Annotated in this window: 25 protein-coding genes; 11 read left to right on the top strand and 14 right to left on the bottom strand. The window is 51.3% G+C overall.

Annotated features, from left to right (window positions below):
• Positions 1-5: 5 nt before the first annotated feature.
• On the top strand, positions 6-992 hold the full coding sequence (locus tag AC506A_RS24505; RefSeq protein ID WP_495463619.1) for an aldo/keto reductase: 987 nt from the start codon (positions 6-8) through the stop codon (positions 990-992).
• A 62-nt stretch (positions 993-1,054) separates the two neighbouring features.
• Here AC506A_RS24505 and AC506A_RS24500 read toward each other — a convergent pair whose 3' ends face one another.
• From AC506A_RS24500 to AC506A_RS24490, 3 genes are all read right to left on the bottom strand, one after another.
• A complete protein-coding gene (locus AC506A_RS24500; RefSeq protein WP_495463618.1) occupies positions 1,055-1,678 on the bottom strand; it encodes a TetR family transcriptional regulator in 624 nt (207 codons plus the stop codon).
• Positions 1,671-2,177: a hypothetical protein gene (locus AC506A_RS24495; protein WP_495463617.1), complete on the bottom strand. Its 507-nt coding sequence runs from the start codon at positions 2,175-2,177 to the stop codon at positions 1,671-1,673. The genes AC506A_RS24500 and AC506A_RS24495 overlap by 8 nt, the downstream gene beginning before the upstream one ends.
• Before the next feature lie 157 nt (positions 2,178-2,334).
• A complete protein-coding gene (locus tag AC506A_RS24490) occupies positions 2,335-2,781 on the bottom strand; it encodes a VOC family protein (RefSeq protein ID WP_495463616.1) in 447 nt (148 codons plus the stop codon).
• A 59-nt stretch (positions 2,782-2,840) separates the two neighbouring features.
• On the opposite strand from AC506A_RS24490, the gene AC506A_RS24485 reads away from it, so the two are divergent.
• The 4 genes from AC506A_RS24485 to AC506A_RS24470 all read left to right on the top strand — a co-directional run bounded on the left by AC506A_RS24485 (position 2,841) and on the right by AC506A_RS24470 (position 5,678).
• Entirely contained in the window at positions 2,841-3,284 is a 444-nt protein-coding gene (locus tag AC506A_RS24485) for a GNAT family N-acetyltransferase (protein ID WP_495463615.1), read from the top strand.
• Positions 3,285-3,404: 120 nt separating this feature from the next.
• Positions 3,405-4,181 (top strand): peptidoglycan-binding domain-containing protein, encoded by a 777-nt coding sequence (locus tag AC506A_RS24480; protein WP_495463614.1) that lies wholly within the window; start codon positions 3,405-3,407, stop codon positions 4,179-4,181.
• A gap of 186 nt (positions 4,182-4,367) precedes the next feature.
• Complete coding sequence (locus AC506A_RS24475; protein ID WP_495463613.1) at positions 4,368-5,153, top strand: hypothetical protein; 786 nt, start codon at positions 4,368-4,370, stop codon at positions 5,151-5,153.
• A gap of 36 nt (positions 5,154-5,189) precedes the next feature.
• Complete coding sequence (locus tag AC506A_RS24470) at positions 5,190-5,678, top strand: YfbM family protein (RefSeq protein ID WP_495463612.1); 489 nt, start codon at positions 5,190-5,192, stop codon at positions 5,676-5,678.
• Positions 5,679-5,789: 111 nt separating this feature from the next.
• Here AC506A_RS24470 and AC506A_RS24465 read toward each other — a convergent pair whose 3' ends face one another.
• The 5 genes from AC506A_RS24465 to AC506A_RS24445 are packed head-to-tail and all read right to left on the bottom strand — an operon-like array spanning position 5,790 to position 9,683.
• Entirely contained in the window at positions 5,790-6,260 is a 471-nt protein-coding gene (locus AC506A_RS24465) for a DinB family protein (RefSeq protein ID WP_495463611.1), read from the bottom strand.
• 21 nt (positions 6,261-6,281) lie between these two features.
• The gene (locus AC506A_RS24460; protein ID WP_495463610.1) at positions 6,282-6,779 is read right to left on the bottom strand and encodes a HugZ family pyridoxamine 5'-phosphate oxidase; all 498 of its coding nucleotides are present in this window, start codon (positions 6,777-6,779) and stop codon (positions 6,282-6,284) included.
• A 43-nt stretch (positions 6,780-6,822) separates the two neighbouring features.
• On the bottom strand, positions 6,823-7,605 hold the full coding sequence (locus AC506A_RS24455; protein WP_495463609.1) for an ABC transporter ATP-binding protein: 783 nt from the start codon (positions 7,603-7,605) through the stop codon (positions 6,823-6,825).
• 1 nt (position 7,606) lies between these two features.
• Positions 7,607-8,605, bottom strand: a complete 999-nt coding sequence (locus AC506A_RS24450; RefSeq protein WP_495463608.1) for a FecCD family ABC transporter permease — start codon at positions 8,603-8,605, stop codon at positions 7,607-7,609.
• A gap of 22 nt (positions 8,606-8,627) precedes the next feature.
• Positions 8,628-9,683 carry a helical backbone metal receptor gene (locus tag AC506A_RS24445; protein WP_495463607.1) on the bottom strand — a complete coding sequence of 352 codons (1,056 nt, stop codon included), beginning with the start codon at positions 9,681-9,683 and terminating at the stop codon, positions 8,628-8,630.
• A gap of 216 nt (positions 9,684-9,899) precedes the next feature.
• Between AC506A_RS24445 and AC506A_RS24440 the strand changes: the two genes are divergently transcribed.
• The 5 genes from AC506A_RS24440 to AC506A_RS24420 are packed head-to-tail and all read left to right on the top strand — an operon-like array spanning position 9,900 to position 12,826.
• Entirely contained in the window at positions 9,900-10,325 is a 426-nt protein-coding gene (locus AC506A_RS24440; protein WP_495463606.1) for a VOC family protein, read from the top strand.
• A 5-nt stretch (positions 10,326-10,330) separates the two neighbouring features.
• Positions 10,331-11,104 (top strand): sigma-70 family RNA polymerase sigma factor, encoded by a 774-nt coding sequence (locus AC506A_RS24435; RefSeq protein ID WP_495463605.1) that lies wholly within the window; start codon positions 10,331-10,333, stop codon positions 11,102-11,104.
• A 1-nt stretch (position 11,105) separates the two neighbouring features.
• Complete coding sequence (locus AC506A_RS24430) at positions 11,106-11,483, top strand: VOC family protein (protein ID WP_495463604.1); 378 nt, start codon at positions 11,106-11,108, stop codon at positions 11,481-11,483.
• 22 nt (positions 11,484-11,505) lie between these two features.
• A complete protein-coding gene (locus AC506A_RS24425) occupies positions 11,506-11,871 on the top strand; it encodes a VOC family protein (RefSeq protein ID WP_495463603.1) in 366 nt (121 codons plus the stop codon).
• 28 nt (positions 11,872-11,899) lie between these two features.
• Entirely contained in the window at positions 11,900-12,826 is a 927-nt protein-coding gene (locus AC506A_RS24420; RefSeq protein WP_495463602.1) for a DMT family transporter, read from the top strand.
• 167 nt (positions 12,827-12,993) lie between these two features.
• On the opposite strand, the gene AC506A_RS24415 is transcribed toward AC506A_RS24420, so the two are convergent.
• Positions 12,994-13,884, bottom strand: coding sequence for a nucleoside hydrolase (locus AC506A_RS24415; protein WP_495463601.1), 891 nt, complete (start codon positions 13,882-13,884; stop codon positions 12,994-12,996).
• A 49-nt stretch (positions 13,885-13,933) separates the two neighbouring features.
• Here AC506A_RS24415 and AC506A_RS24410 point away from each other — a divergent pair, with 49 nt between their 5' ends.
• On the top strand, positions 13,934-15,121 hold the full coding sequence (locus tag AC506A_RS24410; protein WP_495463600.1) for an FAD-dependent monooxygenase: 1,188 nt from the start codon (positions 13,934-13,936) through the stop codon (positions 15,119-15,121).
• Here AC506A_RS24410 and AC506A_RS24405 read toward each other — a convergent pair.
• The 5 genes from AC506A_RS24405 to AC506A_RS24385 form a co-directional block, all read right to left on the bottom strand.
• Positions 15,096-17,036 (bottom strand): dihydroorotate dehydrogenase, encoded by a 1,941-nt coding sequence (locus AC506A_RS24405; RefSeq protein ID WP_495463599.1) that lies wholly within the window; start codon positions 17,034-17,036, stop codon positions 15,096-15,098. The two genes, AC506A_RS24410 and AC506A_RS24405, sit on opposite strands and share 26 nt — an antisense overlap.
• Before the next feature lie 46 nt (positions 17,037-17,082).
• Positions 17,083-18,357, bottom strand: coding sequence for an ankyrin repeat domain-containing protein (locus AC506A_RS24400; RefSeq protein WP_495463598.1), 1,275 nt, complete (start codon positions 18,355-18,357; stop codon positions 17,083-17,085).
• 25 nt (positions 18,358-18,382) lie between these two features.
• A complete protein-coding gene (locus tag AC506A_RS24395; protein WP_495463597.1) occupies positions 18,383-19,081 on the bottom strand; it encodes a metal-dependent hydrolase in 699 nt (232 codons plus the stop codon).
• Between the two features lie 601 nt (positions 19,082-19,682).
• Positions 19,683-20,297, bottom strand: coding sequence for a cysteine hydrolase family protein (locus AC506A_RS24390; RefSeq protein ID WP_495463596.1), 615 nt, complete (start codon positions 20,295-20,297; stop codon positions 19,683-19,685).
• Between the two features lie 19 nt (positions 20,298-20,316).
• Positions 20,317-21,309 (bottom strand): ABC transporter substrate-binding protein, encoded by a 993-nt coding sequence (locus tag AC506A_RS24385; protein ID WP_495463595.1) that lies wholly within the window; start codon positions 21,307-21,309, stop codon positions 20,317-20,319.
• Positions 21,310-21,320 lie beyond the last annotated feature (11 nt).

Genomic DNA, 21,320 nt, shown 5'->3' with positions numbered 1-21,320 from the left:
TTAGGATGAATAAGCGCACCATACCGGGAACGCCGCTTGAGGCTTCCGTCATTTGTCTTGGAACTTCCGCTTACGGGGGCACTCTTCCTAAGGAAGAGGCTTTTGGGCTGCTGGATCTATTCACGGAGCTCGGGGGCAATTTTCTGGATACGGCCAATGTATATGAAGATTGGCTTGGCAAAGGCAAGAGCACGAGTGAACGCACGCTTGGGGAATGGCTTCAATTACGCGGAGGCAGAGACAAGGTCATCCTCGCGACCAAGGGCGGCCATCCGGATTTGCAATCGATGTCCGTGTCCCGGTTAGGCAAGGAGGAGATCACTCATGATCTCGAACAGAGTCTCTGCCATCTGCAAACAGACTATATTGATTTATACTGGCTGCACAGAGATGACCCGTCGATTCCCGCAGGAGAAATCATCGAAACGCTGAATGAACAAGCGGCCGCAGGCAAGATCCGCGCGTTCGGCTGCTCGAACTGGAGTGCCGCGCGTATCGAGGAGGCACGCCAATATGCAGAGCTGAAAGGGATTGCGAGTTTCGCAGCGAGTCAACCTCTGTGGAACCTGGCAGTGCTTAATGAAGGCATTATCACGGATCCGACGGTTGCGATTATGGACGAGAAGTCGCTCGGCTATTACAAGGAGATCGGCATGGCGGTCGTTCCTTTCTCATCGCAGGCGAACGGATTTTTTGGCGGACGCTACTTCAGAGGGCAGGACATTCAGATGGGCGGCAGCGCGCATATCGTCAAAGCGCATTACTTCAACGAAGCCAGCTTCGACCGGCTGGATCGCGCCAAGCAGCTCGCAGAAGAGCTCGGTACGACGGCCTCGCGCATTGCGCTCGCGTATTTGACCTCACAGCCGATTCCTGTTTTCCCGATTGCCGGAGCGAATAAGCGGGAATATATGCTGGATAGCTGTGCGGCCGGTGAGTTGACACTAACGGAGGAGCAGCTGATGTTCTTAACGGGCGGCAGTCCGATGTAATAGAGAAAGCCGGGTCTCATCTCAACAGGTGAATGTCCGGCTTTTGTTTTCTTCATAGCGCCTTATGGCGAAGCAAGGATTGCGCGTTCAAAAGTACGAACCAGTTCCACGCTGAACGTTTCCATGTCCACTTGTGCAATAAGACTCCCATTCGCCAAATATTCGCTGATGGCACCCTGAATAGTGCTTGCCATAATGAGGACGTTGAAAGCACGGAATTCGCCTGCTGCTTGCCCATCGATCAAGATTTGCTTGAGCTGAGCAAGCATCGGATCATCCTCATCTTCGCCAAGTTTGTAGTACGGCACATTATCGGGCGTCCGAGCGTGAAACACAATCTCAATCAGGGCCGTGTTATGTTGGGGCCGAGTGCCTTGATAGGCAATGCTGGCGTTCATATAGGCACGAAGCTTCTCGGTGGCTGTAACCGCGGTATCCGTTCTCTTCAGCACATAGGCGGACGATTCCTGAACGAGCATCATAAGTGTATGGTCCATCAGGTCGTTCTTGTCTTTAAAATGATACGAAATGAGCGCTGTGCTGATGCCGGCTCTCTTGGCGATTTGGGCGAGGCTCGCGTTCACATAACCGATCTCATCGAGTGTAGTGATGGCCGCGTTCATGATTTGCGACCTTCTCGCTTCGGTTATGAAGGATTGCTTCTCGCCTTCCTTTCGATCAGTCATCCTTGTTCTCCTTCGGTGGTGTTGGTTTGGATTTAGCGTTGGTTCGTACGATGATTAGGGTGATGATGACCAGAATAATTGCGATATTAATGAGCAACTTGCCGGATGTGATCTCCAGCCCTGTAAAGAAATCGACAATCGTTCCATCAAGCAGTCTGCGTGCTGCAGTACCGATGAACACAACGATGACAATTAACAAGCGCAGTGCCAGTGTAATTGGTAGGATAGCAATCGCAAGCTCCAGCACATCGCGGCCGGCTGCATGACGGCTGAAGAGCATCGCTGCTGCAAGCAAGCTCATTGCGCCGCCCAGCAGAAATGCGATTGGGGTGATCCATTGATACCATTCGAAGTCAGGAGATCCCCATGAATGACGGAAGAGCAGCCAGGTGACTAGTGGATAAGCAATACCGGCTAACACGGCCAGCAGGCCGAGCGTATTTAATGGGAGCGATCTCCAACCTGTTCCTGATTGAGTTTCTTTGATGGGTTCATTCATAGACATTCTCCTTTTTAATTATACGGTTACGAAACTTGCTGAGCATTTAATCAAAAAACTGATTACTTAATCAGATTTTATAGGATATGGAATCCAATGTCAATCGGCACAAAAAAAGCCGGGCGACTTCTTATCGAGAAGCTCCCGGCTTTCTTGTTTATGTACGAGCTGCCAGAGTGGCTCCCCACTCAGCAGGATCCACGTCTTTGACATGTTGCGAGAACAGCCATAAGTGACCTTCAATATCCACGGCCGTATATTGCCGCTCCCCATACTCCGTTTCGAAGAGTTCCTCTAGGATTCGCGCTCCGATTGATTTTGTATGGTTATAGTGGACTTCAATGTCGCTCACGAAGAGCATTAATGACTGCGTCACAGCCCCGAACTTGGCGGGACTAGCCGTTAGTTGGCCGAGGCTCTTCAGCATGATCCACACATCATCCAGATAAATCATGGCTCCATGCAGCTGCCCATCCGGAAGCTCGAAGCGGAAATGCTCTTGGAAACCGAAGGTTTGGCATAACCATGTCAGTGCCTCTGCGACATTCTCGTAATAAAGATGCGGCAATACATGGCTAGTTGGTACAGAGCGGTTATGGATCATCGATGATTTCCTCCTATTTGGTATCATTCATGTTACCCATGGAAATAATGTGCGAGAAAATGGCAAGAGCGAGGGGGCATGATGAACTGAACACAGATGTAAATGTTCAATACATAGCGCCTGAGGCGCGTGAGTATATTGCCTTGCGAATGGCAGCCGGTTTAAGTTCCAAGGACGAAACGGCAGCACTCACTGCGCTGCAAAATTCGATCTATGCGGTTTCACTGCGGATTTCAGACAGACTCGTTGGAATGGGCAGAATTATCGGCGACGGCGGCTGTTTCTATCAAGTGGTGGATATTGCAGTAGATCCCGTATTTCAAGGCAGAGGTTTAGGTAAACGGATTATGGAAGAACTAATGAAATATTTGGATGCTCATGCACCAGGCGGTGCGTATGTGAGTTTGCTTGCTGATGTTCCGGCAGATAAATTATACCAGAAATATGGGTTTGCATACACGGCTCCCCAGTCGGTGGGCATGTTCAAGAAATATCCGCTTTAAAAAACTGCGCGCAAGACCATTCCTTTACCATGAAGAAGCATAATGGAAATTAGGTATTGGGTATAGTAAGGGCTGTGGCAAATCATGCTCACTACATCCAAAAGGAAGGTGTCTTGTTGAATGGAGGAAAATAAACGTTCTCATGGATCTAAAGGAAAATCCTTGAGATCGGCTGCTAAGGTGCTTGGATCTTTATTGTTGGTGCTTACCCTTCTTGTTGGTGCACCGAATGTCGGCTCGGCGATAGGCAAAGGGGCAAAAGGGCCCGATGTTTACGTTATTCAAGGGATGCTGAAATCGTTAGGCAGCTATTCCGGACCGATCGATGGGCGCTATAATGCGCTGACCGTTCGCGGTGTCAAGTATTATCAGAAGACACACGGCCTTCCGATGACCGGCTCTGTAGATAAACGGACGCTCAAGTCGATGGTTTATGCCTACGACGCCAAGAAGTCAGGCGTGAAGATGAAGGCGAAGAGCAGAGGCATGGGCAACGGTATGGGTAAAGGCGCTAAACGCATTCGCAGCGGCGGTAGAGGTGGCGGTGCAGGCGGCGGTGCTGGTGGCGGTGCAGGCGGCGGTGCAGGTGGCGGCGCAGGCGGCGGTGCAGGTGGTGGCGCAGGCGGCGGCCAAGGCGGCGGTGCAGGTGGCGGCCAAGGCGGCGGCGTAGAGCAAAAACAAGAACAAGGCACCGAGCAAGGACAGGAGAAAGGCCAAGTAGAAGAGAAATCGGAACAACAAGGTCCTGAAAAACAAGGTCCTGAAAAACAAGGCAAGGATAACAGTGGTTCGCAAGGCGGCGGCCAAGGCGGCAACCAAAGCAATCAAGACAACCAAAACAACCAAGGCAGTAAAGATAATCAAGACAATCAGGATAACAAGAGCAAAGGTCACTAAGCTCGGCTGATCAAGATAAAAGGCAGGGCCTCATTACGAGGCCCTGCCTTCTTTGATTGCGCCGCTCAGATCCGAGAAATGACACATGATTTGCAATTCAGATCATTATTTACAAATTATAGAAACCGACTTATATTACTTTATAAGTTTAGATTTTTCTCACTTAGTTCTTGATGAGAGGTGAATATGATGAAGACAATTTCCTTCGACATTATTACGTTAGAAGATTTTCAAAGAAAAAATTGGAATGAAATCTTTGGCTTTATTATGGCTCAGCATGAATTAATGGTCCCTGATCGAATGGATGAGTATTCACCTGCAAAAGTTTATTCATTCAATAAAGAACAGTATGATCAAGCATATGAAATATTAATGAATAAGAAAGTAAATGAAATGAGATCGAAAGCAGGATATAAAAATAATTTCGAGGATGGCGTACTTTTTCTAGAAAGGGGAGCTAGGAATAAGGTATCTTATCGGTTTAGATGGGGAAGGAGTAGTAGAAAGATATACAATGTGGCATCAATAAGCATTCATGAGAGCTTCTTCAAAAAAGGATTAAGCTTTGAACAGTTTTTACTGACATGTAATCAGTTTCTAACCTTTTTCGATCCGATAAAAGCAAGAATGTACAATACTTCATTTGAAGCTTGGAGTCAACCCATAGCGCTGAATCGTATTCATCCGGAATTAGTATGGAAAGAATTCTTCGGTAAACCTTATATCGATCTATTTGGAAGAGAGAAGCTATTGTCTACGCCATGCTTCAAGATCGAAGAGTTAAGCAATGGTATGGTTAGCTTGCAATTAACGGATGATCCGATGCAGGATGTTCCTTATGAAGCTAGGATAGCAGTTAAGAAACATTTGGGAGAGAATGCGTTCGTTGAGGAAGGAAGAAATTCCGACAATACCGCATACTTCGGACTGAATCATCCAGAACTGGATTTCACGCATGTCACACTTGAATAGCATCAACCCCAACCGATGTGTAGAGGAGTGTTTTTCATGAGCATGGTAGGAAATTTACAACGAATCTCGTCCGTATTACTTGATGATCTGCTTCAAGGGGAAGTGGAGTTGGAAGATGTGTTATATAACGGCGGAAGTGAAAACGAATCGTTATATTTAGATAAGTCATGGCATGCCATTCATTATTTGCTCAATGGGGCTGCATGGGAAGGCACGGAACCACTTGTACATACCGTTCTTGGAGGTACACCGATTGGTGAGGAGACTGACGAGGAAGAGGAGCCGACACGTTATTTGACCGTTACGCAGGTAAAACAGATTCATGAAGCGCTGGCGAGTATTTCAGAGGAAAGTCTGCTAAGGCGTTACAATCCTGAGCATATGAGGGAGATCGATCTTTACCCTTCACTGAGCTGGGATGACGACGGTGATCGTGAATACGTGATGGATTACTATCGGGATTTGGTTCATTACTATCGGGTGGCTGCTGAGAACGAGCAGGCTATGTTGTTGTACATTAGCTAACAAGAGGGGCGAGCCTAGACAGGCTCGCCCCTTCTTTGTATGCGGTATACCGAACGACACGTTCGGTGGTATGAGTGGTTGGAAGTAAAGCACTCCCTCTTACTCAATTTATTACTGAGCTGACGATGGTTGTGGTGCATGTTTACGAATGAGTCCGATTTGACCTGCGTGCAGTCCCGTATGATAGATGGCACGGCCCAGCGCTTCGCGCGGTGAGGACGGTCCGATCTTCGATTCGACGATTGTATCCCAAGCATCATCGCCAAGCTGTTTCATTGCTTCCGTCAGAAAAGCATCAGATGCCGCAGAGAACGCGATCAACTCTTGCAGCGTAAGGGCATGTTCGTTCTGCGCACCGCCTTGACCGCTCGCAATGTATTCCGTTCCTTCAGGCACCGTTGCGCCGAAGAACCACTCCGCGAACATATATTCAACCTCGGCGTTATGCCGAATCATATGACCGATAGAGGAGGATTCTGAAGTCATCGCTAGACTAAGCTCTTCTTCTTTCAATCCTTGAACCATTTTCTGAAACCGATCACGGACAACGCGCCAAATTGGACCAACCGCTTCATAACTCATGCTTACACCGTCCTCATCAAATTATTTATCTTTGCGATCTACGACAACATGCTCGAAACGGTCTCCGGCCAGATCGACATCGAACGCTTGTCCGAAACCAACCACATAACGGCCTGCCGATGGCGTGAGCTCGAACAGCGAGAAGTCGAGGCCGCGCAGCATTGTCATCATTTTGTCGCCAAACTTCTCATCGAATGCGGTGAAGATGGCTTCATAGCCTTCATTGCCGAGGTTCTGCGATTCACATACCCAGCGAGCGCGCTCACGGGCAAAAGCGTTCGGCGTAGCCGACTCGTCATTGATCAACATCACGTGAATCCGTTCGTTATTCTCTACGAAACGGTAGTGATCGGAGATCCGGCTGATGTAGATGTACAGCTTGCCGTCCACTTTAACGAATGGCGCGTAGCTGATGAAAGGTGTACCTTCTGCATCTTGTGTGCTGAGAATCAGCGATTTGCGGCTTTCAATAAAGTCGATATACTTCCCGCGTGACTCTTCGATGTTGGGCTGTTTCATGGAAATGCCTCCTTGTAGTGGATAGTAACATATAAGAAAAAAGCTAAATAGCTGATCTTCGGCGTACATGGATGCGAAGACTGCCGTCCAGATGGTCCGGCGTCACTTCGGCCTCCACGCCGTACACATTGCGAATCAGTTCAGGCGTCAATACGTTTGCCGGTGTATCGGTGACCGTCAAGCTGCCGTCCCGAAGGACACAGATGCGGTCGCTGTACGCACTGGCCTGATTTAAATCATGCAGCACCATCACGACCGTAATGCCGAGCTCGCGATTAATGGAACGAACAAGTTCCAGCACTTCCAGTTGATGAGCGATGTCGAGATAAGTCGTCGGCTCATCAAGGAGGAGTACTTTCGGCCGCTGCGCAAGCGCCATTGCGATCCATGCCCGCTGCGCTTCTCCGCCGGATAGTGAGCTGACATACCGTTTCCGGAAGGTAAGGAGACCGGTACGTTCCAAAGCCCAATTAACAATCTCGTGATCGGACTCACCTAGACGCTCATACCATTTCTTGTGCGGCAGACGCCCATAGGAGATGAGTTCTTCTACCGTCATGTCAGGCGGAGTTTGGTTGGACTGACTCAGCATGCACAGGAGCTGCGCGATCCGTTTGCTGCTCATGGACGCCAGCTTCTCTCCGCAGAGCCGTACGCTGCCGCGTTCGCAAGGAATGATGCGGGACATGCTCTTCAGCAGCGTCGATTTACCGGACCCATTCGGGCCGATGATCGATAGTATCTCTCCTTCATGCACCTGAAGCGATAAATTGTCGATGATGGTTCTTCCATCGTATTTGACGGCTACCGACTGGGCCTCGATCATATCAGACCTCTCCTTTACGCATCAGATACAAGAAATAAGGACCTCCGGCAATCGCCATAATAATGCCGGCCGGGATATCAAGCGGCGCGAACAGCGTACGTCCGGTTGTATCGGCAACAAGCAGCACTAGTGCGCCAAGCATGAGACTCATCGGAATAAGCTTACCGTAGTTAGAACCGACCAAAATGCGAGCCATATGCGGAACAACCAAACCGACGAATCCGACCAAGCCGACGTTGGATACGGATACGGCAGCCAAGTAGACGGCAACGAATGACAGGATAAGACGGACGCGGGTCAGATTTTCCCCGAGATTCACAGCGGCTTGTTCGCCGAGGCGAAGCGTGTTTGCTCTGCGGATGCAGAAGAAAGCAGCAATCCAGCCGACTACGGAATACGGAAGTACAAGCAACGAGTCACCGAGTCCTTTACCGGACAAGCTGCCGTTCAGCCATTGTAGCGCACCTGGCAGTTTCTCACTGTACAAGATGGACATCAACCCGATAATCCCGCCAAAAATGGCATTGACCGCGACCCCGGAGAGGATGACTCTCAAAGGCGCGATCCCGCGTTTGTTCCATGCTAATAGATAAACCATGCCCGCTGCCACAGCGCCTCCGGCAATGGCTGCAATCGGAATGAGCGAGCTGAGCTCAGGCATTACGAGCAGAATGAACAGCGCCGCTACAGCCGCGCCGCTCGAAACCCCGGTTAGACCGGGATCAGCGAGCGGATTGTTCATCACGGCTTGGAGCATTGCGCCCGAGACTGCCAGATTCGCGCCTATAATTAACGCGAGCAGCACTCTCGGGATGCGGATGTCCCATAGGATGGTATCGGAAGCATCGGTAGCACGGCCGGACAGCGCTGTAATAATGTCGGCAACCGAGATCTTGACGCTGCCAAGGCCGATGGATGCGATAATCGCGACTGCCAGCAGCGCAAAGGTGAGCAGCATAATAAGTTTACTCGATCGACGTTGCAATTCTCCGGGTGCCATATTCTAGTTCCTCCACATGATGTTAGTTAGCAGGGTAGAGCTTGCTTGCCAATTCTTGATAAGCAGATGCTGCTTTTGTAATCGAAGTGATACCGAACAGATTGTAGTCAAGTGCTTCTACGCGGTTGTTCTTGAATGCGTTCAGCTTCTCCCAAGCGCCGTTCTTCTTCACATCGTCTTCGAACGCTTTCTTCGCAGCTTCAGGGTCACCGTGTGCCACAAGCAAGATTACATCCGGGTTAGCCGTTACAACGCTCTCCATATCGAGCGGTACATACGTTTCTTGCGATTTCAGAACATCGGATACGACGTTGGAAGCACCGAGCTTCTTCGCCATGCTGCCTGCATACGTGCTTTCGTTCATCAGCATAAAGGATTCGGCAGAGCCGAACAGGAACATAACCTTCGGTTGTGTTTGGCCTTCTGCTTGTTTAACCGCAGCAGCTTCTGCAGTTGCCAGGCTGTTGACCAAATCTGTTGCTTTCTGTTCTTGACCGAATACACGGCCGAGTACGACAGTGGACAGCGTAAGCTCTTCTAAGGAGTCAGTAGGGATATAAACCATATTCAGCTTCGCAGAGCCGAGTTGTTTGTCGAGGCTGTCTTTGATAGATGCAGGGCCGAGTACAACATCCGGCTCCAGGCTTGTAATCACTTCGGCATCCGGCTTCAACGCGGAACCGATTTTCTGTACGTTATCGAAGGCTGCAGGAAGAGCCGACATCGATGTTGGCACGCCAACTGGCATAACGCCTAGTGCATCCAGCAACTCAGCGATGGCAACGGAAGCAACGACAACCTTCTCTGGTTTCTTGTCGCCGAAGCTCGCTTTCAGTTCAGTAGCTTTTGCCTCATCGACAGTGACAGCAGCAGGTGCAGCCGCTTCATCAGCAGTATTAGTCGATTCGTTAGCAGCCGCATTATTGGTTGTTGCATTGTTGGCAGCAGCATTGGTTGTTGCAGCGTCGTTAGCCGATTCGTTAGCAGCCGGCGTATTGTTGTTGCCGCAGCCTGTGGCGATGGATAGTGCAAGAATGGCAGTGATGAGTGCAGTGCGTTTCGTTAGTACAGATTTCATGATGTCTAATGTCCCCTTTTGTGCGTTTCTACGCTAGTTAATAGTGATAATCATTATCAAGAAAGTCTATTTTATAACAGCAAATGTAAATTTTCAATAGATTTACTGAAAATGATAATTATTATCACCTTGAATAAATTATTTTGACCCCGTATCTGTGTGCCCTCTGACCGCGTTATGATAGGTGTAGTGAATTTCCAATTGGGAGGGAGTCTCATGCGACGAAGCGTAAGTAAGATTAGCGGTATCTTTATTCCTGTAACGGATATGCAGCGCTCTACGGAGTGGTACATACGGATGTTTGATCTGGAGACGATCGATCTGTCAGACTGCTGCACAGGGCTTGCTTTCTCGGGTGAGGCTACGTTTATTAATCTATGGAAAGTAGAGAGGCCTGTACCGACGCAGTTCGATGCGGGAGGCGGGGCGCGGATTCCGTATTACAATTTTGAGTCCTTTGATATCGAATACTCCCATACTTCTCTTCGTGAGAAAGGAGCTGAAGTGCTGCCGATTGTGCATGATGCGAGCGGAACGCGTTTCTTTGATTGCCTTGATCCGGACGGCAATCTCATCGGCATTGTGGAAGATTTGCCAACTTCGGCTTACTATTCGCACAAACAGAAATACAACCACGATTAACACCTATGACAACTTACAATGACGAAACATTCGAGAAACAGACGACACCATACAAATCGGAACTGCTCCGCTATTGCGGCAAATTAGCCGGGTCAGCCTGGGATGGCGAGGATTTGTATCAAGAGGTGATGCTCAAAGCGTATCGCAGCTTTACACGCTGGCCGGAGCGCGAGCTGAGCAAGCCTTATCTGTACCGGATTGCCGCAAATGCATGGTTTGATATCTGCCGCCGCCGCAAAATCGCCTTCATGCCGGAGCTGCTGGCCGACTATAACAACTTGGCTTATACGGAATGGAATCGACATGATGTACGAGAGTCACTCGAATATCTAATGGACGCGCTTGAGCCAAGGCAGGTTGTGCTTATTCTACTGACAGATGTGTTCGGCTTCTCCCCAACAGAGACCAGCCGGGCGCTGGGGCAGCCGGTAACAGCGATTAAGGCTGTGCTTCACCGAGCGCGTACGAGGCTTAAGAAAGCGGCAGAGCGGCAGCTTCACTGGTTGGAGGCAGCTGGTTCCCCGAAGGAAACGGCCATGCATCGGCAGTCCGGCACGGAGCTGTTCGAATCCTTCGTGAGAGCGTTTCGCGAAGCGGATATGACGGCGATGTTCCGCAGCTATCGCGAGCTGTCGGGGTTTGGTATAACGATTGACCGGGTCATGGTGGTCCGCGGGCAAGCTTGGTTTTATTTTAAAGATCCCGATGGCAATGTCCTGATGGTGTCGACGCCTTTCAGATCCAATCTATCCAAACTATCCGAGCAGGAGGAACAATGAGATGAGTAAACCGTCTTTATTTGGCGTAGGTATTTTTGTCCCGGTGAGCGATTTGGAACGTTCTACAACGTGGTATTCGGAGGTGCTTGGCTTCGAGATTACAGGTAGAGACGAGCCCAGAGCAACCGTTATGATGATGAATGATTACCGCATTATGTTCTGCCTCGTGAAGTCGTATGACATCGTGCAGCATTCGTTTCCGCAGAACGATTACCAGGTTGAGCAATATTATAATTTTCACACGGATGATGTGGAAGAAGCTTACCGTAATTTAAAGGACAAAGGAGCTAATATCGGCGAGATCATCCATTATGATGACGGCATTACCGGCTTTCCGCTATACGATCCGGATGGTAACAAGTACGGGGTTGTCAAATAACCAGGTGAGGTGGATGAAGCAGATGAAGCCATTAATTAAGCAAGATATTATCGGGGTCATGCATTATTTGAAGGACTTGGAGTCTGCGGCAAAATGGTACTGCGACACGCTTGGGTTTACGATAACCGCTTATGATTACCGTTCGTTTGTCGAGCTGGCGATTGATGGTCGTTACGTCATGCATTTGCTACAATCAGAAGGTGAAGCTGTGCCGGTATCACGGGCGCCATTCACGTTTGATACGACTGATCTTAAGCTGGCGCATCAACAGTTGACTGAGCGGGGCGTGAATCCGGAGCCCATTCGGGAATACAGTGACCATGCTTGTTTTAGCTTTAAGGATTGCGAAGGCAATGCGCTGATGATCTGTCGATTTGACCGCCGTTAAGGAAGTTGTGGAGTGAGGAGTAGACAGGATGCAAGCTAGTCAGACGAAGTCGGAATTATCGCGGAGCCCCTATGTGCTTATGCCGATTTTGCTGCTGCTGTGGGGCTCGGTTGCAGCAGTTAGTAAGCTGGTGCTGGGCCAATTGGACAGCTACCAGGTGTTATTTTATATGAATGGGATCGGCGTTGTCATTTTCGCAGGTATCGTTTTGTATAAAGTGCGATGGAGAACACTGCGTATGTGGACATGGCGACAAACGGCGCTTATTGTGTCGTGCGGCCTGTTTGCGTTCTTGTATGATGTTCTCTACCTGCAGGCGCTTGATCGGATTCCGGCGGTCGAGGCATCTATGCTGAATTATTTGTTTCCCATCTTTATTGTCATCTTCGCGATCCCTATCCATAAGGAGAAAATGAATCGGTTTAAGCTGCTCTCCGTCGTTATGGGCTTTGCGGGGACGGTGCTGCTCATGACCAAAGGGGATGTATCGTCGCTAAAGCTGACGAATCTGACCGGCGACGTACTGGCGATTCTGGCGGCGGTTAGTTGGGGGTTGTTCACCAATTTGGTGAAGAGGAACAAGAAGGATATGCTGATCAGCACCTTCTTGATTACGGTCGTAGCTTTCGTGCTGTCTGCCGGTGGCCTGTTGGTTTATTCGAACCTCATGCTCCCTCGGCTTGTAGATTTCGGTGGCGTGTTCTGGTTAAGCATGTGCAACATCGTGCTCGGTTTCTTCTTGTATTTTCGGGCGCTGCGCTATTCGCCGGCTTCGCTCATCGCGAGTTTTACCTTCTTTACTCCGTTCGTCACGCTGCTGTTTATCGTGCTGCTGCTCGATGAGCAGTTGACGCTGATGGACGGCCTCGCGGCGCTGCTTATTCTGTCTAGTGTTCCGGTGCAGAAGCTCGGGAGTATGGTTGGGTCGGGGGAGAAGAAGGCAGGTTCGATGTAGCTCGAGCTCCTTTGGAGTAAAATCCGTGGAATTGCTCCATGTGGATCACCTGGTGAGCTTCTTCGGGAAAAACCCGTCAAATGAGCGTACTAGCTAGTAAAAAAGGAGCCTCCTACTCACGCCGTTGTGGTGGTAAGGAGGCTCTTTTTGCGTTAGAGAAGGTGGCTCTACTGGCCGGTGATGGAGAAATAATGCTCGAAGAATCGGTTGCGGTCGACGGTTGTGGCAATTTCATGGTCGGCGGAGCTGCTCACCTGGAACGTCATTTGGCCGAACGTGTCAACGTGGACATAGTCTACTTCAACGGAGCCGCGTTGGTACGTGCACAGCTCGGATTCAAATAAACATGCCGCTGCGAGCGGATCGTGAAATGTCATCACGTAATGCTCCAGCCACGGTGATCCAAAATCCTCTACCGCCCGCATGACGGGTGCCGCGAATAAGTCTGCTTGCTCGTTTCGCCCAAGGACAAGCTGTGACGTCACATTCAATCCAAATGTACGATGAATAGCCACCGGCGTGTTATACACGATGGCGCAGGCATGCGGGTCCATCCAGGAATTCCAATTTCCCATTGGCATATCCGGCCCGGCTGCGAGCACATCGGAGAATACGCCGCTCATGATGTACAGCCCCTTCAGCAGCTTCGGAATCTCCGGATCGAGCAGAAAAAGCAGCGCAATATTGGTGAGGTGACCGACAGCCAGCAGCATGATTTCATGGGGGTGCTCGCGGATGGCTAAGCGCATAGCATCTACGGCTTGGCTCGCTTTGAAATGGGGCTCATGCGGCCAATTCACTAGTTTCGATGCACCGTCCGGTGTGGGATAGACGCTGGTTGGCATAATTGGATTGTCTGCCCCAGCGTACACGGGGATACGGCGCTCCGCTGCTTTGCAGATGGCATCCGCAACCATGGCTCGTTTCTCTACCTCGCCGCCTACGGTCGAGATGCCAATCAGTTCACAGTTCGGTTGGCCCAGCAGATACGCTAAACAAAGCGCATCGTCGATATCGCCGCCGATGTCGGTGTCGAGCCAAACTTTAAGGGTAGTCAACGTCATTCCTCCTTGGGTATGATGGAACCAGAGTAATAGGAGAAGGTCGGTGGATGCGGTGATGAGCAGCATGAACAAGCGTCAAGCTATTGTAATTGGAGCGGGTATTGGCGGATTGTGTTCGGCTTTGGCACTGCGGCAGCGCGGGTGGCAGGTGGCGGTATACGATAAAGCTGCGGCACTGCGGGAAGCCGGCGCAGGTATCGTGCTTGCCGCCAATGCGATGAAGGCACTGGATTTGTTAGGTGTTGGAGGGAGGGTCAGAGAAGCAGGCGCTCCTGTCATGCAAGCGGACATTCGGACTTGGGACGGTAAGCTTATTACGAGCCTTCCGGCAGCGAAACAAGCGGTGAAATATGGCACGCACAGCTACGTCATTCATCGAGCAGAGCTGCAGTCGATTCTTCTGAAAGCGGTTATGGCGGAATCCCCTGTGTACACCGGGAAGCAGTGGATTCGCGGCGAACAGACGGATGATGGAGTTACTGCTGTGTTTGACGATGGGACGCGTGAGAAGGCCGCACTTGTTATTGGAGCTGACGGCATTCATTCTGCGGTGCGAGAGCAGTTATTTGGTGCAAGTCCGCTTCGTTATTCCGGTTATACCGCGCTTAGAGGTGTATGCACGTTGTCTGATCTACCGATTGGAGCGGCGGAAGGCGGCGGATTTGAGGCATTGGGACAAGGCCGGAGGTTCGGATTTTCCAGTTTGGGCAATGGTCGTGTGTTCTGGTTTGCGGCGATTAATGCGCCGCAGGGAACAGTTTTGCCCGTTGCGGAGCGGAAGTCCGCGCTGCTTAGTCAGTTTAGCGGCTGGTATAGACCTGTTATCGCTGCAATTGAAGCCACAGAACCGACATCGATTCTGGCCCATGACATCGTAGATCGAGCTCCGCTGACTCGGTGGAGCTCCGGCTGCATGACGCTGCTCGGCGATGCCGCGCATCCGATGCTGCCTAATCTGGGGCAGGGCGGTGCGCAGGCCATCGAAGATGCTGTGGTGCTGGCTCGGTGCCTGCAGCAGACAACATCCGGAGTGCCGGCTGCATTGCAGCTCTACGAGAAGGAACGTATGGCACGAGCCTATAAAATCGTTCGAATATCGCGCTCCATGGGGAGAATGGTGCAGGTGGAGAACGCACTGCTCATTCGTTGTCGTAATGCGGTTATGGCCGCTATGCCGGGAGCCGCTTATGTGAGAAGGTTTGATTCTATTGTCGGCTATGTGGTGCGCTAAGCGGTGACCGCATCAAATAGGGATAGAGTAATATGAGGCCCATTATATAGAGCAATAAGGCGAAGATAGCAGGCGATAAGTGAACGAAATCCGTATAGCCAATATGCCAATGAACGGAGAAGGCCGCGTAGAATGCCGGAGCTCCGCCAATTAGAAACGTCCACCACAGCCAGCGTTCCCCTTGCTGAATTCCCCATAATGCCATCGTGAGCATCGCCAGTGCATCAGAGAAAAGTGCGCCGCCGAATCCGGCACGGTCATGGGCAATGAGCGGAATAAGCCGCGAATTCATGGCTGCGATTTGGTCGGAAGTGAGGCCCATGTAGGCTAGATCTTGCGGAACAAACACACGTGTTACACCGAAGCCAGAGATGGTGATACTGCCGATCACGAGCGCAAAACCAAGCACCACCATGCAGAACTGCCCCCACATGGCCTTTTTCCACACCTGATCACTGCGTAAGTTGACAGGATTGCGAAACGGCTTATCGGGGTTAGCGCGCATACTCAGCAGAAACATAGGAAGAAGTATCAGGGCAACGACCGCATGCAGCGGATCGAAGTAGCCATAGCCAAGATAGAGAAAGAAGCTTGCGAAGCCGGTAATACCAGACACGAGCAGTGCCGTTCTCGCCCAATGCATCCCTTGACGCAGTCCATGCCTGCCAAGCTGAAAATAGAGCACGCCGATGGAGATCATCGTACCGGCAAGCGTAATGCGGTCATGCGACATGAAGTGCAGCAGGCGGTGATTCAGATGATGCAGCGTGTCGCGATTCATGCCGAGAAACGCTTCGTCATAAGGAAGCAGCACCGATGTGGTTGCGATCATCCAAGCGACTAGTCCGCCGAAAATCATCCCGATGCCGAGCAAGCACATCCAGCCCCAGTGACGCCAGAAGGATTCGGGCTTAGGCTCAGGGAGGTGTCGGACTCGCTCATACAGGATCGCTTCGTTGACCCGTTTGGGCAGTCCGGGCCCGGTATCGATGAGCCCGCCATGCAGCAGGATGTAGTCGGCGCCTGCGGCCATTAAGTCTAAGGCATCCTGTGGTTCATAGACGCCGCAGGATGCTTTGAGCACGAAATGCTGTGGACCAAACCGCCGAAGCAAGGCGAGCTTCTCGGCACAAGACTGCTTATCTGCAGGCTGTATCATGAGCCCGCCATCACTTGCACGAGCTTCGCCGATGATAGCGCCACACCACGCTGTGAAATCTGCGGAATCGAGCACGAGTTTGAGCGTTTCGTCAGCGGCGTCGTGCGGGATGTACAGGAACAAGCGGTTCTCGGCAGCCGCGCCGGATGCAGCAATAAGCTGAAGCAGCTGGATCGTTTGTTCAGGCGACACAGATTTCTGCAAAATATCCAGATAAAACCCTGCGGCACCTGCCTCGCCTAACTGCCGGATCATAGTCAGCAGTTGTTCGAGCGACTGTTCAGGCGTACGCGCTGGCAGCGGCAACAGTCTTGCAAACTGCGGCAGCTGGTGACCGGGTTTTGCAATCCGCGATGCTGCTGGGGCAGCGCCGTCATTTTCTGCATAGGACGGGTAGGTGATGCTTCGTTCCTCTTGTTGCAGTCGAATTGGCCTCGCGCCTGCGGTGTGAATGGGCTCGATAGTAATCGGTCCGATCTCCATAAAGCCCAGCCCGAACTGTGCCACGGCCCGATGGGCGGTGCCCGAAGGATCAACCGTGCCTGACAGACCGACAGGCGTGATGAACTCGACACCGCATGCTTGGCTGCGAAGCAGAGGAGCGGGCTCCATATGCCCCAGCGTACGAATGACGAAGGAGCCCAGCGGCAGGCGGCTTAAGGTGCCGATAGCGCCAAGCGTGACGGAGCGGGCGAGTCGATTCGGGAGTCGGAACAGCAGGGGGCGAAACAAGGTTTGATAAGACCAATCCGGCACTTGCAGTCTCCCCCAATCGTAACGTTAGTTGGTATTGAAATGGTCGTCAGTGTGGCGCGCCATGCCGGACAAGCACGTCAATAACAGCATCGCTGCCTGTTGCGCGGCGAGGCAAAGAAGCTCCGGCTTCAATAAGGATCTCAATTACCGCCGGATAATTCCCCGTTTGATCTTGAATATGAACGGAGCCCCAAGCACAACTGTCTAACGCCGTACCGCCATGTCCATGGGTGAGGTGGACGGATGCGCCATGCGACAGAAGCAGTTGAACCGCATCAACATTTCCTCGAATAGCTGCGTTATGCAGCGCTGTGAATGACCCAGCATCACGGCGGGCATCCGCCTGGAATCCAGCCTCCAGCATGACACGGATGGCACCAGGTTGATTATCCCAGGCCGCATCGGCAATCAAGCTTTGGTCCTCGGAAGACAAGGAGTCGACTAAGCCCGGATTTTTCTCCTGCAGCGCATGAACGACTTTACCATCCTCCTGCATGCAAGCGAGCAGGAAACGCTGTTCAATCGGACTATGCTCGAGAATCAGCTCTACGATCTCGGTATTGCCGCAGCGTGCCGCCAGGAAGAGCGGCCTGACATTGGCGCCTATTTTGTACGTGTAAATATGGCCGCCGTTCGATTCGCCGGATGTGAAGCTGCCTAGCCCGACTTGAGCGAGAAGGCACTCAGGGCTGGCTTCAATAAGCGTGCGGACTAGCGCCGCGTTTCCGAGCTTGATCGCCATGAAAATATCAGCAGTTGCTCCGCGCTCTATTAGATAACTGCATTTTGCCGGGTTATCGACCGCCCACTGAGCAGGTGTGCTGCCATGGTCAATATCGCGCATATCGATTTCGGCGCCGTGCGCAAGCAGAAAATCTATGATTTCAGGCTTCACAGCAAAGTGAAGAGGGACCTGCCCATCGGGACCACGCTGATTTACGACGGCCGGATCTTGATGGACCATTTCAGATATCACATCCAGCATGCCAAGTGCAGCGGCGGCATGGATATCTACGGGGGCACCTCGTTCGATCAAATAGCGGGACAGCTCGGCATGGTCATGATGCAGGACCCCGAACGCCCCGGCCCACCAACTGCTTTTGGCATGCAGATCTGCGCCGTGAGCAAGCAGGACGTCGACCATCTGGCGGTGTCCTGATGCAGCCGCGGCTACGATAGCGGGGGTATCGAAGGAAAACCAAGGCTCGTTTATCCCCGAGGCTAGGAAAGGATGTTCCTGTAAGTATTGCGTCGCCGCCGCCGTATTGTTGCTTATTACCGCTTGCTTAAACTGCTCGATGACCGGTTGCTCCTGATTCATTCCCATTCCCCTGTTCTGAACAGAATTAGTTGGCTTCGACTGTAATTTCGTCTCCCGGCTCCATCACTTTCCCCTTAAGTCCTTGTTCCTCTAATCGGCGAACGAACAGCTCCGCATCCTGCTTAATTGGCGGGAAGGTGCTGTGGTGAATAGGGATGGTCAGCTTCGCGTTGTACCATGTCGCAGCTTGCAAAGCATCGCCAGGGCCCATTGTATAGTGGTCACCGATCGGTATGAATGCGACATCAATCGAATGACGGTCTCCAATTAGCTTCATATCGCTGAACAGGGACGTATCTCCCGCATGCAGAATCGTAAGCCCTTCTGCGAAAACGAGGTACCCGGCCGGCATGCCGGCATACATGATTTGTTTGGTTTCCATATCCACGATGCCGGAGCTGTGGAAGGCTTGCACCATTTTTGCTTTTGCGAATCCAAGATCGACCGTCCCGCCCATATTCATCCCAATCGTCTTGGCTCCCTGCCAGGACATATAAGTGGCAAGCTCGACAATGGATACAATAGGCGCATCGTTAGCGATAGCGACCGGAGCAGCATCTAGAATATGGTCCTGATGGGCGTGAGTGAGCAGCACGGCATCGGTCTTCAGCGCTTCCGGTTTCATAACAGCAACGGGGTTGCCGCTAAGGAAGGGATCAATGACAAGAGATTTGTCGCCAGTGCTGATTTGGATACAGGCATGGCCGTGAAAACTGATTTTCATCTAGGAGTCGCTCCTTATCGATTCGTGATTAGGTACACCTTCCATAGTGCCAGATTATGGAGCTGGAAGCAATTTGAAGGTGGAAATAGAGCGACCCGGACGCAAGAAAGAAGCCCTACCTCATGGAGGGAAGGTTCAGGCCAGGCCGTCGATAGTGAAAATCTCATCTCGCACTCCCCATTTTGCATGACGCGAAAATCTAACGAACCGTAGTGGCGTTATTCGACCGAATTTCGGGGCTTTGGGAATCTAACGAACCGTAGAGGTCTTATTAGGCGCTAATCGGCTCCCAACTAAACCAAAACCGTCAAATAGAGCCCCTACGGTTCGTTAGAATATTTTCGGAACCATTAGTGGGCAAATAAGCGCTGTACGGTTCGTTAGAGCATTCAGGCAAACCGCCAGAGCGAAGTTTCGCGAATGCCAAGAGCTCCAGGGACTTCGCGCTATTTCCGGTCCCGCTGAAAGTAAAAATTGTCGGAGCAAGTATCGATGATTGCGGGTATCTGCCAGAACACAAACAAGATCGCCAACCACCTGTCCAAGCAGGCAGGTAGTTGGCGATCTTGTTGGTTTAAGTGCGAGGCAGGCTTCTCTTTTATTATACCGTCTGATTCACCCGCTGCTCGAGCAGAGAGATAATTTCGGAGGAATTGGTCTTCGACGCCGTCTGCAGGTACTCGATGGCGTTAAGGGAAGCTTGATGCGCCTCGGGACTGGACCCTCTGACGCAGTCATGGAGCACGCGAACATAATAATCATGCTGATGCGCGTCCGCGCAGGTGTAATGCACGCACACATCGGTTAGGAAGCCAGTGACAAGCAGCGTCTCAACTTTCAGCCCCTTCAGCAGGATATTGAGATCGGTGGAGAAGAAGCAGCTGTAGCGGCGTTTGCCTATGGTGTATTCTCCTTTGGCAGGCTTCAAATAATCAAGAAACTCGACATCCTCGGATCCTTCTAAACAGTGAATATCCTCAACGCCTTCGAGCTCTCTACCGAAGTCAACCAGATCGACGCGATGCAGCTCTTGGAAGAAAATAACCGGGATTTCTGCCTGCCGCGCGGTTTCCAGCACTTTACCGATATTATCGACGGCTGTCTGCGCATCGAAGATCGGAATCGGTGTTTTCTCAGGTGGAAGCAAGGAACCTTTGGTCACATCAATAATTAATAGCGCCGCTTTACCAACGATGGTATCGATTTTCTTCTTCATGAGCAATCACTCCCTATCATTATTTGAATAAAAAGGAATCCAGAATATCGCCTGATTTCACTTCTTTGTCGATCAGTTTCCGTTCGAAGAAGAAAGAGGAATACTCTTCGGTTCGCTGAGCCAGAGTGCTGTCCTTGCCTGTCATCATCGCTTTGACCTCATTTTGATTCATTAACTTGACGCCGCCCATCATAGCGATGACTTCATCTTTGGTCGTTTCCAGCTTCTTCGCCGCAATTTCAGCCGCTTCATCGGTATTGGAGTAGTAGAAAGCAGTGCCTTTATCGATGGCTTCGACCAGCTTGCGGAGCGCTTCTTCATGATCATCAATCATCGCTTGAGGGGTCATGACACCATCAATAATGAGATCCGGCGCATCCTTAGTGGAGTAGAGTAAATTGCCGCCTCCTGATAAGGCTTCAGAGAGATAAGGCTCCCAGGTTACAGCTGCGTCAACTTGGCCTGCGATAAACAAGGGTCCGGTTTGCTCAGGCGAGACATTGGACAGCTTCACGTCCTTCTCGCTTAACCCCGCCAACTGAAGCGCATGATTGAGAAGAAAATGATTCACACTCCCAATCGTAGCTGCCACGGTCTTTCCTTTAAGGTCGGCGATCGTCTTAATATCCTTCGAAGCGACGATGCCGTCCGCGCCCATGGACAAATCGGTAAAGCTGAATACCTTCAAATCTTGGCCCTTCAGTTCATTGGTTTTCACCATGACGGCTGTATCGAGCGTCGTGAGGGCAACATCCACATTGCCGCTGATTAGGGCCTGCGTCGCTTCGGTAGGGCTTGGAAATTGGATAAGATCCACCTTCACGCCGGCTTCCTCGAAGAAACCTTTGCTTTCGGCGACAAACAGTCCCGCGCTTCCGACCCAGAGGTTGTAAGCGACTCGCAGCGTAATATCATCTTTCTCCGAACCCGATGTCGATTTGCTGCAAGCGGAAAGCGTTAAGGCAGACGTCAGCATGATGATGAGCAGCAGAAGCAGTTGTTTCGATCTCATCTCGAACCCTC

Source organism: Paenibacillus sp. N22P23, from assembly GCF_059383735.1.
Note: the sequence above shows the minus strand (reverse complement) of the source record. Positions and strands in the feature narration are given on the sequence as shown.

Coding starts and splice junctions, on each gene's coding strand:
- AC506A_RS24445 (WP_495463607.1), bottom strand. CDS start 9,683: ATGAAATCTGTACTAACGAAACGCACTGCACTCATCACTGCCATTCTT.
- AC506A_RS24490 (WP_495463616.1), bottom strand. CDS start 2,781: ATGATCCATAACCGCTCTGTACCAACTAGCCATGTATTGCCGCATCTT.
- AC506A_RS24395 (WP_495463597.1), bottom strand. CDS start 19,081: ATGAAAATCAGTTTTCACGGCCATGCCTGTATCCAAATCAGCACTGGC.
- AC506A_RS24385 (WP_495463595.1), bottom strand. CDS start 21,309: ATGAGATCGAAACAACTGCTTCTGCTGCTCATCATCATGCTGACGTCT.
- AC506A_RS24400 (WP_495463598.1), bottom strand. CDS start 18,357: ATGAATCAGGAGCAACCGGTCATCGAGCAGTTTAAGCAAGCGGTAATA.
- AC506A_RS24465 (WP_495463611.1), bottom strand. CDS start 6,260: ATGAGTTATGAAGCGGTTGGTCCAATTTGGCGCGTTGTCCGTGATCGG.
- AC506A_RS24500 (WP_495463618.1), bottom strand. CDS start 1,678: ATGACTGATCGAAAGGAAGGCGAGAAGCAATCCTTCATAACCGAAGCG.
- AC506A_RS24420 (WP_495463602.1), top strand. CDS start 11,900: ATGCAAGCTAGTCAGACGAAGTCGGAATTATCGCGGAGCCCCTATGTG.
- AC506A_RS24460 (WP_495463610.1), bottom strand. CDS start 6,779: ATGAAACAGCCCAACATCGAAGAGTCACGCGGGAAGTATATCGACTTT.
- AC506A_RS24470 (WP_495463612.1), top strand. CDS start 5,190: ATGAGCATGGTAGGAAATTTACAACGAATCTCGTCCGTATTACTTGAT.
- AC506A_RS24450 (WP_495463608.1), bottom strand. CDS start 8,605: ATGGCACCCGGAGAATTGCAACGTCGATCGAGTAAACTTATTATGCTG.
- AC506A_RS24485 (WP_495463615.1), top strand. CDS start 2,841: ATGGCAAGAGCGAGGGGGCATGATGAACTGAACACAGATGTAAATGTT.
- AC506A_RS24440 (WP_495463606.1), top strand. CDS start 9,900: ATGCGACGAAGCGTAAGTAAGATTAGCGGTATCTTTATTCCTGTAACG.
- AC506A_RS24505 (WP_495463619.1), top strand. CDS start 6: ATGAATAAGCGCACCATACCGGGAACGCCGCTTGAGGCTTCCGTCATT.
- AC506A_RS24390 (WP_495463596.1), bottom strand. CDS start 20,297: ATGAAGAAGAAAATCGATACCATCGTTGGTAAAGCGGCGCTATTAATT.
- AC506A_RS24495 (WP_495463617.1), bottom strand. CDS start 2,177: ATGAATGAACCCATCAAAGAAACTCAATCAGGAACAGGTTGGAGATCG.
- AC506A_RS24480 (WP_495463614.1), top strand. CDS start 3,405: ATGGAGGAAAATAAACGTTCTCATGGATCTAAAGGAAAATCCTTGAGA.
- AC506A_RS24435 (WP_495463605.1), top strand. CDS start 10,331: ATGACAACTTACAATGACGAAACATTCGAGAAACAGACGACACCATAC.
- AC506A_RS24425 (WP_495463603.1), top strand. CDS start 11,506: ATGAAGCCATTAATTAAGCAAGATATTATCGGGGTCATGCATTATTTG.
- AC506A_RS24430 (WP_495463604.1), top strand. CDS start 11,106: ATGAGTAAACCGTCTTTATTTGGCGTAGGTATTTTTGTCCCGGTGAGC.
- AC506A_RS24455 (WP_495463609.1), bottom strand. CDS start 7,605: ATGATCGAGGCCCAGTCGGTAGCCGTCAAATACGATGGAAGAACCATC.
- AC506A_RS24475 (WP_495463613.1), top strand. CDS start 4,368: ATGATGAAGACAATTTCCTTCGACATTATTACGTTAGAAGATTTTCAA.